Annotated in this window: 9 protein-coding genes and 2 pseudogenes; 4 read left to right on the forward strand and 7 right to left on the reverse strand. The window is 57.4% G+C overall.

Annotation, left to right across the window (positions count from 1 at the left end; all coding sequences use genetic code 11):
• Positions 1-224: 224 nt before the first annotated feature.
• A complete protein-coding gene (gene aqpZ, locus AC3ISI_RS21640) occupies positions 225-923 on the forward strand; it encodes an aquaporin Z (RefSeq protein ID WP_489333723.1) in 699 nt (232 codons plus the stop codon).
• A 15-nt stretch (positions 924-938) separates the two neighbouring features.
• Here aqpZ and AC3ISI_RS21645 read toward each other — a convergent pair whose 3' ends face one another.
• Entirely contained in the window at positions 939-2,063 is a 1,125-nt protein-coding gene (locus AC3ISI_RS21645; RefSeq protein WP_489333724.1) for a GNAT family N-acetyltransferase, read from the reverse strand.
• A 57-nt stretch (positions 2,064-2,120) separates the two neighbouring features.
• Here AC3ISI_RS21645 and AC3ISI_RS21650 point away from each other — a divergent pair.
• Positions 2,121-2,975 (forward strand): annotated as a pseudogene (locus AC3ISI_RS21650) (hypothetical protein); the annotation flags it as partial.
• On the opposite strand, the gene AC3ISI_RS21655 reads toward AC3ISI_RS21650, so the two are convergent.
• The 5 genes from AC3ISI_RS21655 to aceK all read right to left on the reverse strand — a co-directional run bounded on the left by AC3ISI_RS21655 (position 2,976) and on the right by aceK (position 11,243).
• Entirely contained in the window at positions 2,976-3,212 is a 237-nt protein-coding gene (locus AC3ISI_RS21655) for an anti-sigma factor family protein (protein ID WP_489333725.1), read from the reverse strand. It abuts the pseudogene before it with no gap.
• Positions 3,206-3,820 (reverse strand): RNA polymerase sigma factor, encoded by a 615-nt coding sequence (locus tag AC3ISI_RS21660; RefSeq protein WP_489333726.1) that lies wholly within the window; start codon positions 3,818-3,820, stop codon positions 3,206-3,208. Before AC3ISI_RS21660 ends, AC3ISI_RS21655 begins: the two co-directional genes overlap by 7 nt.
• 149 nt (positions 3,821-3,969) lie before the next feature.
• Positions 3,970-5,091, reverse strand: a complete 1,122-nt coding sequence (locus tag AC3ISI_RS21665; protein ID WP_489333727.1) for a beta-ketoacyl-ACP synthase III — start codon at positions 5,089-5,091, stop codon at positions 3,970-3,972.
• Between the two features lie 331 nt (positions 5,092-5,422).
• Positions 5,423-9,334 carry an ATP-dependent RNA helicase HrpA gene (hrpA, locus tag AC3ISI_RS21670; RefSeq protein ID WP_489333728.1) on the reverse strand — a complete coding sequence of 1,304 codons (3,912 nt, stop codon included), beginning with the start codon at positions 9,332-9,334 and terminating at the stop codon, positions 5,423-5,425.
• A gap of 190 nt (positions 9,335-9,524) precedes the next feature.
• Positions 9,525-11,243, reverse strand: a complete 1,719-nt coding sequence (gene aceK, locus AC3ISI_RS21675) for a bifunctional isocitrate dehydrogenase kinase/phosphatase (protein WP_489333729.1) — start codon at positions 11,241-11,243, stop codon at positions 9,525-9,527.
• Between the two features lie 157 nt (positions 11,244-11,400).
• Between aceK and AC3ISI_RS21680 the strand changes: the two are divergent.
• A pseudogene (locus AC3ISI_RS21680) lies at positions 11,401-11,706 on the forward strand (EamA family transporter); the annotation flags it as partial.
• A gap of 54 nt (positions 11,707-11,760) precedes the next feature.
• Positions 11,761-13,404, forward strand: a complete 1,644-nt coding sequence (locus AC3ISI_RS21685; protein WP_489333730.1) for a recombinase family protein — start codon at positions 11,761-11,763, stop codon at positions 13,402-13,404.
• 216 nt (positions 13,405-13,620) lie between these two features.
• Here the strand turns inward: AC3ISI_RS21685 and AC3ISI_RS21690 are convergent, their stop codons facing one another.
• Positions 13,621-14,247 carry a recombinase family protein gene (locus tag AC3ISI_RS21690; protein WP_489333731.1) on the reverse strand — a complete coding sequence of 209 codons (627 nt, stop codon included), beginning with the start codon at positions 14,245-14,247 and terminating at the stop codon, positions 13,621-13,623.
• Between the last annotated feature and the right edge of the window lie 427 nt (positions 14,248-14,674).

Here is a 14,674-nt window from a genome sequence, read left to right on the forward strand (position 1 = left end):
CGCTATCGCGAGCAAGCTCGCTCCCACAGGAGTTCATCTCCCACAGGGAGATCTTCAACATTCCAAAAAACCGCCGCAGCCTCTCAACCACGGGCTCTGGCGGTTTTCTATGGGCACTGGAATTCTCTAAAAACCCTGCTGTACTCAGCCAAGGTTCTGGAGATGGTTCTGCAGTCCATCTACTGGATGCGATAGGCAGTAAAAATTCGAAAGGACACGCTCTCATGTCTCTATTCAAACGTTCAGCGACAGAGTTGGTAGGCACGTTCTGGCTGGTGTTGGGGGGGTGTGGCAGTGCAGTGCTGGCCGCCGCCTTCCCGAATGTGGGGATCGGTTTGCTGGGGGTGTCCCTGGCGTTTGGTTTGACCGTGCTGACCATGGCGTTCGCCATTGGCCATATCTCCGGGTGTCACCTCAACCCGGCAGTGTCGCTGGGACTGGTGGTCGGCGGGCGGTTTCCGGCCAAGGAGCTGCCGGCTTACATCATTGCCCAGGTGATTGGCGGGGTGATTGCCGCAGCGTTGCTGTACTTCATTGCCAGCGGCAAACCCGGTTTCGACCTGGCCGGCGGCCTGGCTTCCAACGGCTATGGCGAACACTCCCCCGGCGGCTATTCCATGGCGGCAGGGTTTGTTTGTGAACTGGTGATGACGGCGATGTTCATCTTGATCATCCTCGGTGCCACCGACAAGCGCGCTCCGGCAGGACTTGCGCCCATCGCCATCGGCCTGGGTCTGACCCTGATCCACCTGATCTCGATCCCGGTCACCAATACCTCGGTCAACCCGGCGCGCAGCACCGGGCCGGCACTGATCGTCGGTGGCTGGGCGATTCAACAGTTGTGGATGTTCTGGGTTGCACCGCTGTTGGGCGCAGTGATTGGCGGCATAACTTATCGCTGGCTGGGCAAAGAAGACACTTAAAGCCCCAGACGAGGATCAGTCTTGCCGGTAAGGCAAGGCGGTCCTCGCCTCCTCTGCATACGCCAACACCCCAACGCGCTCTTGTTGCAGGAAGTCTTTGACCGCCGCCTTCAGACCCGCGTGACGCAAGTAATGCCAGGAATGGGTGATCACCGGTTCAAACCCGCGAATCAATTTGTGCTCGCCTTGGGCTCCAGCGTCGAAACGTTTAAAGCCATTGGCAATCGCATAATCCATACCTTGATAGAAACAAGTCTCGAAGTGCAGCCGATCAAACTCCGCCAGACAGCCCCAGTAACGACCGTAAAAACTGTCGCCGCCCACCAGGCTGAAGGCCATGGCCACCGGCCGTGAGCCTTGTTTGGCCAGCACCACACGAATCGATTCCGGCATGCGCTCGGCCAACAGGCTGAAAAACTCGCGCGTCAAATAAGGCCTTTGTCGACGCACCGCGTAGGTATTGGCGTAGCAGGCATAGACGAAATCCCACTGAGCCTGATCCAGCTGTCGACCTTCAAGCCATTCGAAATCAATGCCCTGTCCCGCGACTTGCTCACGCTCTTTGCGCATCTGCTTGCGTTTGCGTGAACTCAAGACATCGAGAAAATCCTGAAAGTCCCGATAGCCGCGATTCTGCCAGTGATACTGACAGCCAATTCGCTGCAACCAGCCGGGCTGTTCGACCAGTGCCGCGTCAGTGAACGGGTCGGTGAAGTTGATGTGAGCGCTGGAAAGCGCTTCGATCTCAAGGTAGCCCGGCAGGCTTTTAAGTAGCTCGAAACCGTCCTCGACGCTGGCCGCCAGCAAGCGCGGGCCGCTGACGGGACTGAAGGGCACGGCGGTCAATAATTTGGGGTAATAGTCGATGCCGGCCCGCTCACAGGCATCCGCCCAGGCATGATCGAACACGTACTCGCCATAGGAATGCCACTTGCGGTAACTGGGCAGTGCGGCGATCAGTCGATCACCCTCGACGTGCAACAGATGCTCGGGTTGCCAGCCGGAATGCGGACCGACACTGCCGCTGTCTTCCAGGGCACTGAGAAAGGCATGGCGCAGAAATGGCTGACGCTCAGGCACGAGCGCGTCCCAGGTATGCGGTGCAATTGCCGAAAGCTTTTCCAAACGTTGCAGCGGCATCAACTTCCTCTCCACTTTCTTACGTAAAAGCCTCGCGAGTATCGCTTAACGAAACCTATTCCACACCCCATTCCACGCCGATCCCACGCCCATTCCATACCCGCATTTCGCCATCAGTCCTCTGAAGAGCGTGTCCAAACAGACTTTTTATCGTCATCTTGGATTACTAACGCCCAGTACAGCGAACTGCAAGCCGAACTGACCAAGGAACAAGACCAGCAAATCGCTCGACAGGCTCAGCAAGAGACCAACGAGCAAATCGCAGTAACGGCGAAGAAAACCACTGAACTGAGTACCTTCGACCAGAAACTGGCATGGGCTGCCAAGACCCAATTCAAGGGTGACATGCGTTTACGTCAGGAAACTATCCAGAACAATGACGCGCCTAACAACAAAGACAAGAATCGTCAGCGAAGGCGTGCAATTCAAAAACGATCTGCGTCTGTACGCAGGCCAATTGGGTGGGCGCTTCGCTATCACTTACAATCTGAAAATGACCCTGGGCGGAAGACTCTACGCCTACGATAACGATGAAGACAGCGCATACCCTACCTCCGGCACCACCACTGCACCGTGTGCACTGGCCGTCAATGGCAACAGCCCGGGCGAAGAATTCAACCTGTACGAAGGTTTCGGTCAGCTGGACATTGGCGGTCTGCCAATGCCGTTGTCGCTATACGGTCAGTACGTCAATAACACCGAAGCCAGCAATGACCAGGACACTGCCTGGTTGGCCGGCGTCAAAACCAAGTTCTACGGCGTTGCAGTGGACTGCAACTACCGCGCGGCAGCAAGTTGAAAGTGAGCTACGAGCTGGACAAGAACTTCACCCTCGGCGCCACGTACTTCTTGGCTAACTCTGACCAAGTCAACGACAGCCCCAACAAGAAAGATTCGGACATCAACACCCTGCTACGGAATGTCCTTGCGACGTACAGCTGCGAGACGTTCGGCCAGCGCATCGGCGTCCGGCATCGTTTCTTCGGGCATGGCGCGCAATGTCGCCTGCATCAGCCGCATCTGACGAATGAAGCGTCGGCAATTAGGGCAGAACATCAGGTGATGACGCACCATCAGCCGCTCACGAAAACTCAACTGTCCGTCAAGATAATCGCTGGAGCGTGCTACTTGTTCCTTACAGGTCAGCATTCGCCGGTGTCCTCAAAATGTTCTACGGCCGCAAAGACCTTCAACCGCGCCCTGTGCAACAGCACGCGAACATTGGAGAGCGAGATGTCCAGAAGATTACAGATTTCTTCCAGCTCCAGCCCCTGGCGCTCGCGAAGTAACAACACACTTCTTTGCAGCTCTGACAGGTTCAACAACGTGTGATCGAGACATTTGCGCAACTCGCCTTCGGTCAACAGTGCCTCCGGCGTGTCCTGATGCCAGGCGAAGGGCGCGACCAGCCAGTGACCGTCACTTGGAGAAAAACGGTCGTCGTCGATTGTGCCATGGGGCGATGGAAGGTCATCGAGGAGTACTTCGCGACGGTTTTGTTTGTATCGACCTTTTGCCGCATTGGCGGTGATGGTCAACAACCAGGTCTTGAGGCTCGAACGCGCCTCGAATTGGCTCAGATTGCGCACAACCGATAACCAGGCATCCTGGACGATTTCGTCGGCATGCCGGTTACCCACAATCGCATACGCCACTGCTCGCATGGCGCTCTGGTAGGTGCTGACTAATTCTTTAAAAGCCTTTTGCTCACCGACCAGTAATCGCTCAAGCAGTTGCGAGTCGTCAGCCGCCATCAATCAATCTCCTTCTTCAGACTTCGAAAATGACGATGGCAAGACTGCACAGTGCGCAGTCCTGCCATCATTTCCGAAAACTACAGCGTCCTGCCGATTTCGAATGTAGGAAGTTTCCTGACAACCAATGGAAAAGGGCTACAAGGTTTGACTCAACGCTTGCGCAAAATCACGCTACCAATCGAATAACCGGCACCAAAAGAACTAAGCACGGCCAGCGAGCCGGCGGTGAGATCGTCCTGGTTCTTGTGAAACGCAATCACCGAACCGGCAGAGCTGGTGTTGGCGTAGGTGTCGAGAATCACCGGGGCTTCTTCTTCGGTGGCCTCGCGACCCAGCAGCTTCTTGACGATCAGGTGGTTCATGCTGAGGTTGGCCTGGTGCAACCAGAAGCGCTTCACATCGCTGATATTCAACGAGTTTTCTTCCAGGTGTGTCGCGATCAGCTCGGCAACCATCGGGCACACGTCGCGGAACACCTTGCGGCCTTCCTGCACGAACAGTTTGTCCCTGGCACCGATGCCCTCTTCCGCCGTGCGGTTGAGGAAGCCGAAGTTGTTGCGGATGTTGTTGGAGAACTTGGTCAGTAGCTTGGTGCTGACGATGTCGAACTGGTACTTGGACGTCGCCAGGTCCGCACGTTCGATGATCACGGCCGTGGCAGCGTCACCGAAGATGAAGTGGCTGTCGCGGTCGCGGAAGTTCAAGTGACCGGTGCAGACTTCCGGATTAACCATCAGGATGGCCCGGGCCTGGCCCAGTTGCACACTGTTGGTGGCTGCTTGAATGCCGAAGGTTGCCGAGGAGCAGGCAACGTTCATGTCGAAACCGAACCCCTGAATGCCCAACGCTTCCTGGACTTCGATGGCGATGGCCGGGTAAGCGCGCTGCAGGTTGGAACAGGCGACGATCACGCCGTCGATGTCCGCGGCCGTCTTGCCGGCGCGCTGCAAGGCTTGTTCGGCGGCGCCGATAGCCATTTGGCAGAGTACCGACCATTCGTCGTTCGAACGCTCCGGCAGGCGCGGCGCCATGCGTTGCGGATCGAGAATGCCCTCCTTGTCCATGACAAAGCGGCTTTTGATGCCGGAGGCTTTCTCTATAAACGCCGCGTTGGACTCGGTCAACGCTTCGACTTCGCCACGGGCGATGGCCTCGGCGTTGTCGACGTTGAATTGAGCAACGTAGGCGTTGAAAGACTGCACCAGCTCTTCGTTGGAGATGCTGTTGGCCGGGGTGTACAGGCCAGTGCCGCTGATGACGACGTTATGCATGGTTGTTTCTCTAATCTGTTCAGGCAGAAAGTATTGGCACCGACGTACCAACACACAAGGGGTCTGTTCCCGTCATGGGAAGCCAACCAGGCATCGCTTTATTCCGATTCACCCGAACCTTGAAGGGCTCAAAACCGCAGAACCGGCGTTTATAGGCGCGAAGTTTGCCATAAACATTGGGGTTTGGCCCTACTTGCTGGTTTAAACACCTACCTGACACAACACCCTACCTGTAGGAGCGGGCTTGCCCGCGAAGAGGCCGTCAGCTTCAGCATCAATGCTGACTGATACACCGCCTTCGCTGGCAAGCCAGCTCCTACAAGGGGCCGTATTACGGTTCGACCTGGGTCCACTGCTTGTTCAGACGCTTGTCGGAGATCGGCACCTTGGTCCCCAATTGCTGGGCGAACAGCGAAACCCGGTATTCCTCCAGCCACCAGCGATAGAGCTCCAGCTGCGGATCACGCTTGCCTTCCTGAGCGTGTTTGCTGGCGCGAGTCTGGTATTGGGTCCAGAGGCCAGACAATTCACCGCTCCACACCCGATCCCTCTGCACCTGAGCGCCGATTTTTTCAAAACGCTGCTCGACCGCTTTCAAGTAACGCGGCAATTCCTTGAGCCACACCATCGGCGTTTCACGGACAAAACCGGGATACACCAGGTGACTGAGCTGCTGCTTGATGTCATTCAAGGCCACGGCTTGCGCCAGGTCGATCTTGCCCTTGAAGCGTTTTTGCAGGCCATGCCACAACTTGAGGATTTCCAGCGTCAACTTCGCCAGACGCTCGGCGTGATCAGTCCAGCCACCCCGTTTGCGCTCGGCCAACGCCGCCAACCCGGCGCCATCACGCGGCAACGGGTCTTCACCCTCAAGAATGCAGCTGTCGAGACTGGCCAGCAGAATGTCTTCCACCAGACTGTCGATACGCCCCATGTCGCGGTACATCAGGCCCAGCTCGGTAAGCCCCGGCAACTTGCTGCGCAGGAACTTCGCCGGTTCGGCCAGTTGTTGCATCAACAAACGCTGCAAGGCGCGGCGATGCTGGAACTCCGCTTCAGCCGGCGTCGAGAAACGCCCTTCCTTGACCGTGCCGCCCTCTTCCACCAGCGCCGGGTAGACCGTCATCGACAGTCCGGCGATCTTCTGCTGGGTTTTCTCGGCAACTGCGGCAAAGACTTTGGCCTCCACAGGCTGCTGGCTTTTCGCGGTTTGCGGTACCGCCAATGCGGCTTGGCTGGCTTCGGCAAAACGTGCGGTGAGTTCAGCCAGGTCACGCCCTTCGCCAAGGAACTTGCCCTGGCCGTCGACGATTTCCAGGTTCATGCGCAAATGGCTGTCGACCTGCTGCGACGCCTCGGCCCACGCTTCATCGCTGACCCGCGCCCCGGTCATGCGCAGCAATTCTCGGCCCAACGCCTGAGGCAACGAACCCTCGGCGAACGTCATGCGTTGCAACGCCGCTTTGACGAAGTCCGGCACCGGCACAAAATTCTTGCGTAGCGCTTTGGGCAGATTGCGCACCAACGCAATGCACTTGGCTTCGATCACACCGGGCACCAGCCATTCCAGACGTTCCGGCGGCAGCATCGGCAGCAACGGCGCCGGCACGCGCAGGGTCACGCCATCGCGCGGATGATTGGGCTCGAAGTGGTAACTCAGCGCCAGTTCCAGATCGCCGATGTGCAAGGTGTCCGGGTAATGCAAGGCGGTGACTTCGCTGGCCTCGCGCGCCAGCACGTCTTCTTCGCGCATGATCAACAGCTGCGGGTCTTTCTGGCTGTTGACCTTGTACCAACTGTCGAACGTCGCGGTCTGGTGAATCTCCGCTGGCAGTCGCGCATCGTAGAAAGCGAACAGGGTTTCTTCGTCGGCCAGAATGTCGCGGCGACGGGCCTTGGCTTCCAGTTCGTCGAGTTGTTCCAGCAGTTGCGCGTTGGCCGTCAGGCATTTGGCCTTGGATTGAATCTCCCCGCGCACCAGACCTTCACGAATGAAAAACTCACGGGACACCACCGGATCAATCGGCCCGTAATGCACCGGCCGGCGGCCGACCACGATCAGTCCGAACAAGGTGATCTGTTCGAAGGCCACGACCTGACCGCGCTTCTTCTCCCAGTGCGGTTCGAAATGGTTTTTCTTGATCAAGTGCCCGGCCAGCGGCTCGATCCAGTCAGCGTCGATTTTGGCGACCATGCGCGCATAGAGTTTGGTGGTTTCCACCAATTCAGCAGTCATCAGCCACTGCGGGCGTTTTTTACCCAACCCGGATGACGGGTGAATCCAGAAACGCCGCTGACGGGCGCCCAAGTAATCGCCTTCATCAGTTTTCTGACCGATCTGACTGAGCAGCCCCGAGAGCACGGCTTTATGCAGCTTCGGGTAATCCGCCGGTTCTTTGTTGATGCTCAACTGCATGTCGCGGCAGATCAGGCTCAACTGGCGGTGCGAGTCGCGCCATTCGCGCAGTCGCAGGTAATTCAGGAAGTTCTTGCGACACCAATTGCGCAACGGGCTGGCCGTCAGCGCCTGACGCTGCTCTTCAAAACCGCGCCACAGATTGACCAGCCCGGCGAAGTCCGAGTCCACGTCTTTCCACTGCGCGTGGGCCTGATCCGCCGCTTGCTGACGCTCTGGCGGACGTTCGCGCGGGTCTTGAATCGACATGGCGCTGGCGACGATCAGCACTTCCTGCAAGCTGCCGAGTTTCGCCGCTTCCAGCAACATGCGGCCCATGCGCGGGTCCACCGGCAAGCGCGCCAGATTGCGCCCCAACGGGGTCAGCTGACTGTTGCGGTCCACCGCCGAGAGTTCCTGCAGCAGGTTGAAACCGTCGCTGATCGCCTTGCCGTCCGGCGGTTCGATAAACGGGAAATCAGTGATCTCGCCGAGGCGCAGGTGCAGCATCTGCAGGATCACGGCGGCGAGGTTGGTGCGCAGTATCTCCGGATCGGTAAATTCCGGGCGGCCAATGAAATCATCTTCACCGTAGAGGCGGATGCAGATACCGGGCTCGACCCGTCCGCAACGACCTTTACGCTGGTTGGCGCTGGCCTGGGAGATCGCTTCGATGGGCAGGCGCTGGACCTTGGCGCGATAGCTGTAACGGCTAATGCGCGCGGTGCCGCTGTCGATCACGTAACGAATACCCGGCACCGTCAGCGAGGTTTCCGCGACGTTGGTTGCCAGGACCACGCGACGCCCCGGATGCGACTGGAAAATCCGCTGCTGTTCGGCTGGCGAAAGGCGCGCGTACAACGGCAGGATTTCGGTGTGCTTGAGCTGGGCCTTGCGCAGCATGTCGGCCGCGTCACGAATCTCACGCTCACCGGGCAGGAACACCAGCACATCGCCAGGGCTCTTGCGTTCGCTGCGTTCGAATGCGGCGATTTCGTCGAGGGTGGCGAGGATCGCCTGATCCACGGTCAAGTCATCCTCGACGCGGTTGCCCTCTTCGTCCTGCTCCAGCGTCAGCGGGCGATACCAGGTTTCCACCGGGAAGGTGCGGCCGGAGACTTCGACAATCGGCGCGTTATCGAAATGTTTGGAGAAACGCTCCAGGTCGATGGTTGCCGAGGTGATGATGACTTTCAGGTCCGGGCGACGCGGCAGCAGGGTTTTCAGGTAACCGAGCAGGAAGTCGATGTTCAGGCTGCGTTCGTGGGCTTCGTCGACGATGATCGTGTCGTAGCGTTCGAGGTAGCGGTCGTTCTGGGTTTCCGCCAGCAGGATACCGTCGGTCATCAGTTTGATCAGGGTGTTGGAATCGCTCTGATCCTCGAACCGCACCTGATAACCGACCAGCGCGCCCAACGGTGTCGCCAGTTCTTCGGCCACCCGGCTGGCCACGCTGCGCGCAGCGATTCGACGGGGCTGGGTGTGGCCGATCAGGCCATGCTGGCCGCGACCGATTTCCAGGCAGATCTTCGGTAACTGGGTGGTTTTACCCGAACCGGTTTCACCGGCGATGATCAGCACCTGATGCTTGAGCAGCGCCTCTTTGATTTCGTCGCGCTTGGCGGCAATCGGCAAACTGTCGTCGTACCGAATCACCGGCAGGCTGGCCCGCCGCGCCAACACCTGATCACAGGACGCCTGCATCCGCGTCACCCACAGGGCCAGCTTGGCCTCGTCAGGTTTCTTGCGCAGCTCAAGCAACTGCCGCCGCAGCCGGTGGCGGTCGGCGAGCATGGCGTGATCGAGGTTTTTCAACAGTTTGTCGATGGAGGGCGATTCGTCGGTCATCGGGTACGCAATTCAGTCGTCTAGTGGCGCAGGGGGGCGATTGTCGCAGATTTGGCGGTACAAATGAGTGCCGCGATTTTTCGAACGGCCACTGCTCCCTGCAGGAGCCCGGCTTGCCGGCGATAGCGATCTTACGGACGCCATCGCCGGCAAGCCGGGCTCCTACAGGTTTGTGGTCGCCCAAACGAGGTTATTCGTTATCGAGGCCCTTGCGCCGATACGGGAACACGTCGATCACTTTGCCCGCCCGAATCGCTTCCTGCAGGCTTTTCCAGTAATCGGCGTTGTACAACTCGCCATGCAGTTGATCAAACAACTTGCGCTGCCCGGAATCCGCAAACAAAAACGGTGGAAACTCCTCGGGAAACACATCCAGCGGCCCGATCGAATACCAAGGCTCCGACGCCATCTCGTCTTCCGGCGTACGCGGTTGCGGGATATGGCGGAAGTTGGCCTCGGTTAAAAAGCAAATCTCGTCATAGTCATAAAACACCACGCGACCGTGCCGGGTGACGCCGAAGTTTTTTAGCAGCATATCGCCGGGAAAGATATTCGCCGCCGCCAGTTGCTTGATCGCCAGGCCGTAATCCTCCAGTGCCTCATGCACCTGCGCCTCATTGGCGTTTTCCAGGTACAGGTTCAACGGCGTCATCCGCCGTTCGGTCCAGCAGTGACGGATCAGCACGGTGTCGCCTTCCACCGACACCGTGGACGCCGCCACTTCGAGCAATTCTTCCAGGCACGCCGGATCGAATTTGCTCAACGGGAAACGGAAGTCGGCGAACTCCTGGGTATCGGCCATCCGCCCGACGCGGTCGACGCTTTTTACCAAGCGGTATTTCTCGATCACCGTGGCGCGGTCGACGTTTTTCGACGGCGAGAAACGGTCCTTGATGATTTTGAACACGGTGTTGAAACCCGGCAGGGTAAACACGCTCATGACCATGCCGCGCACGCCAGGGGCCATGATGAACTGATCGTCGGTGTTGGCCAGGTGATTGATCAGCGCCCGATAGAACTCGGACTTGCCGTGTTTGTAGAAACCGATCGAGGTGTACAGCTCGGCGATGTGCTTGCCCGGCAGAATACGCTTGAGGAAACCAATGAACTCCGCCGGCACCGGCACGTCGACCATGAAGTACGAACGGGTGAACGAGAAGATGATCGACACGTCCGCCTCATCAGTAATCAGCGCATCGATCTGAATCCCGCGACCTTCGCGGTGCAGCAGCGGAATCACCAGCGGCCACTGTTCGTCGTGGGTGTAGATGCGCCCAACCAGGTACGCTCCTTTATTGCGATAAAGCACCGAGGAAAACAGTTCGACGCTTAACTCCGGGTCTTTGCACACCCAGTCCGGCAGGTTCTCGCGCAGTTGCGCTTCGAGGCGACTCAAGTCACCGGCCAGATCGGCGTAATCCTCGCTGAAGCGGTAGTCGGCAAAAATGCTCGCGAGCATGCCGGACAACTGACCATGAGGTTTGTAGGTGCGGGTTTGTGCGGCGCGAGCCCGGCGCAGGCTCGGGCGGGTGGTGTGGATGAACATGCAGCCGTCGCTGATCAGGTCATGACTGAACAAACCGCAGAAAATCGAGTTGTACCAGGTCTCGGAGAGTTCATCGTCGAAACGCAGGTCGATCAGCGTGATGTACGCGCTTTTGACCAGCGGCCAGCAACTGACATCCAGCGTGTCGGCGTCGAACGCGATGCGCAGCCGTTCCACCGTTTCGCTGACTTTCTCTTCATAGAGATTGATCCGTGCAGCCGACGCAACTTGCGTCTCCTGCCACTGGGCCTGCTCGAAACGCGCCCGTGCGCCGTCGGTGATCTGACGAAAATGCTCGCGGTAATCGTCAAAGCCGTCGAGGATCATTCGGGCGATATCGGCGGCTGGCCATTGCTGCGGCATGGTGAGACCTCTGCGGGAATTCGTGAGCCCTGAGCTTAGCCAGTGAACCGGGTGCAGGAGAAGCGTAATTTTTAGCTCAGGTTATTTGCCCGTTTTTCGGTTGCCATCGATCTGGCGCTCAGCAACACTCTCGTCCCCAGCAAGGAAGGAGAGCACCGTGAACCCCGTCGATATCGTCCGTTTACTGTCACTGGCGGCCATTTGGGGTGCGAGCTTTCTGTTCATGCGCATCATTGCCCCAGTGATTGGCACAATCCCCACTGCTTTTTTCCGCGTGTCGATTGCCGCTACCGGCCTGCTGGTGATTCTCGGGCTGATGCGCATCAGCTGGGATTTCAAAGGCAAACTCAAAACCGTGATGCTGCTCGGGGTGATCAACTCCGGGATTCCGGCGACGCTCTATTCCGTGGCGGCCCAAGTGCTGCCGGCCGGGTACTCGGCCATCTTCAACGCGACGACTCCTAATAAATCGGCAATGTTATGATGAGCGCCTTCCTTCCTTTATAGGGGCTCTGTAATGCCAGTCGCCTACAGCTATATCCGCTTCTCTTCTGCCCAACAGCAACACGGTACATCCCTTGAGCGGCAACAGGAGATGGTCGGCAAGTGGCTCGTGGCGAACCCCACCTACACACGTAGTGAACTGAGCTTTCAAGACCTTGGGAAATCTGGTCGCGATGGGACACACCTCAAGAATGCATTTGGTCGTCTACTGGCGGCTGTCGAAGACGGTGTAATAAAAGCAGGCGATGTTGTACTGATTGAGGCTATCGACCGGGCTGGACGTCTGGAGCCCATGGAGATGTTGCCGCTGCTGTCTCAGATCGTGAATGCGGGTGTCAACATCGTCTCACTGGATGACGGGATCACGTACAACCGGGAGTCGGTGAACAGCAATCACCTGTTCCTATTGGTGGCGAAAGTCCAGCAGGCGTACACATATAGCGACAACCTGAGCCGTCGCGTCAAAGACGCCTACAAACGCAAAAGGGCAAACGCAGCCAAGGGCGAGTTTACAGAACGCCGTACGCCGCTCTGGCTAGAGAATACCGGCGATAAAGTTGAGCTGGTTAAAGACCTTCAACCGTTCATTGTCCAGATTTTCCAAGACTACGCAGCAGGGATTGGAGAACGTCGAATCCTTGCCCGGGTGCGCGGACAACATCCGCTGCTTGAGACATTGAACCCCACCACTATCAAGAAGTGGCTGAGGAACCCAACGGCTATCGGTCGCTGGCAGCCTTGGCCTGTTGATGGAGTGGAGCAAGCGCCTATAGATGATGTGTATCCGGCTGTCGTATCCAAAGAGCTTTGGTACAGGGTGCAGAAGCAGTTGGCGTCTGGCGCCAAGATCAAGGGTGCATCGAAGGCCTATCTGCTCTCGGGGTTGGTGACCTGTGGCCGTTGCGGCAAGAACTTTGGCGTGGTGGATACGAAGGTAAGCCCCGCTGCAATGTTGTGCATGTCCCGTCACCGACTCGGTGAAGCTGGGTGCACCAACAGCAAATCCATCCCGTACTCAGTGCTGGAGTACATCCTGTTTGCCACCTACTTCGAAGCACTCGAACGGGCTCTGGCTGGGCAACATCTCACCGCTAGCGAGAAGCGTGAAGTTGAAATCGAAGGTGAACTGGTCGAACTGCGCAAGCAGAGTGAGAACGCTGCTGAAGCGTTGGTGAAGTACGGCATGCTGAAGGCAATCACTGACGTACTGGACAAGGTGACGGCCAACATTCAGGCACTGGAGGAGGAACGCGCACTACTGAGAACTGCACCGCCACCGCCGTTCATTGCCGCACTTAATGCCCAGAACGATCTACGCGAGAATGATCCTGTAAAGCTCGGTGCACTGATCCGTGGCGCCGGATACAAGATTGTTTGTGACGGTGGGGACATTGTTGTAAACGAAGCTGCGAGCAACCTTAATGACCTGCCCGTGCAGAAGTTCCACTACAGCAGACTCAACCGAAAGACTGCCATGTACGAACTGACAGAAAATGGTCATCCCATGCACCTGCAAGGGGTTGGCACTGCTGGTTACGAAAAGATTCGTGCAAGAGATATAGAAGAGTCTGAGAAGACTGGCTGGGAGGAAGTGGAATTCGACACAAGGGACCGGCCATGGATAGTGCCCAATTTTCCAGAAGGCTGGAATTCCTGAATTTCCTATCCGCTGGGATCGCCTATCTGAATATCTGCCTCACGCTGAGCCCGGGAATATCCAGATGCACTCTGGAGAATGGGGAAATTGCGCACTAGCTGGCTCGTGGTTTGACCCCGCTCAGATGAGCTACGGAGCCCATAAAAGCCCTATGCCGAATATCCAGTGTAGTACAAGGCCACTGCATTAGAGTGGCCTAGATCGCACCACAGAGGCTTACAGCTCTGGATTAAGGGATGCTTTGACCTTTTGAACAGTGGTCGTGCTGCACTTCAATAAGGCGGCTACCTTGCGAATGCTCTTGCCGTCCTTCAGTAGTTCTGTGATGCGTTCATGCTTATCTGTATCTGCTTGGCGCCCCTTGTACGTGCCATCGAGCTTGGCCTTAGCAATCCCTTCAGCCTGACGGCGGCGACGGTCTTCATAGTCCTTACGGGCGACCACTGCCAGCATGTCGAGCAACATGCCATTGACCGCTGCAATCATGCCCTTGGTGAAGTCGTCCATGCCCGCTGCTGGCTTCAATGCTGCGTGACTGGTGGACAAGTCAACCGAAACAACCGTCACCTTCTTGGCTGCAATGATCGTCTTCAGCGATGCCCAGTCGTCTTGAGACAACCGGGAGAGACGGTCCACGCCTTCAATTAGCAGGATGTCACCTGCATGGCTGTCTTCTAGTAGACGGAACAGCTCAGGACGGTCCAGCTTCGTGCCACTCTCGTTCTCTGTGTAGAAGGCTGCGATCTTATGACCATTGTCAGCAGCGAACGTTACAAGTGCTTGCTTGGCGCGGGATGCATCTTGCTGAGAAGTTGAAGCTCGGAGGTAGGCACGGATGAACATGGTAAAGCCTCTGTGTCATTCTGGGTGTGTCACATCGTACCGTGTCATTCTGGGTGTGTCAACAACCTTGAAAGCCCTGTTTTAAGGGGTGTTTTGGCTACTTTTTGTACAGGTTTTCTGTAGTGCCTGAGCCACACCCTGAATGACACAGGCTCTGGGGTGTCTTCACTTTCCAAGATACCCAGCAGAGGTGATGACTCAAAAGTGAATCATATGAACCAAAGCTGGTTCATGTCTGAGCGTTTTCCTCACATTTACTGCGCGTGATGTGGCTCAACTCTGAGCCGCGTTGGGTTTATCGCACGAAAGGGAATGCGGCTTGAGCCACTGTAAGGGTATCGGCCCGCAGATAGGGCACTTGGCCGGGTGTGAGGGTGTGAGGGGATGTCAGGAAGGTGGGATATGGTGATGCGGAGGATTGGATGTG

Source organism: Pseudomonas sp. GL_139_B (assembly GCF_057834475.1).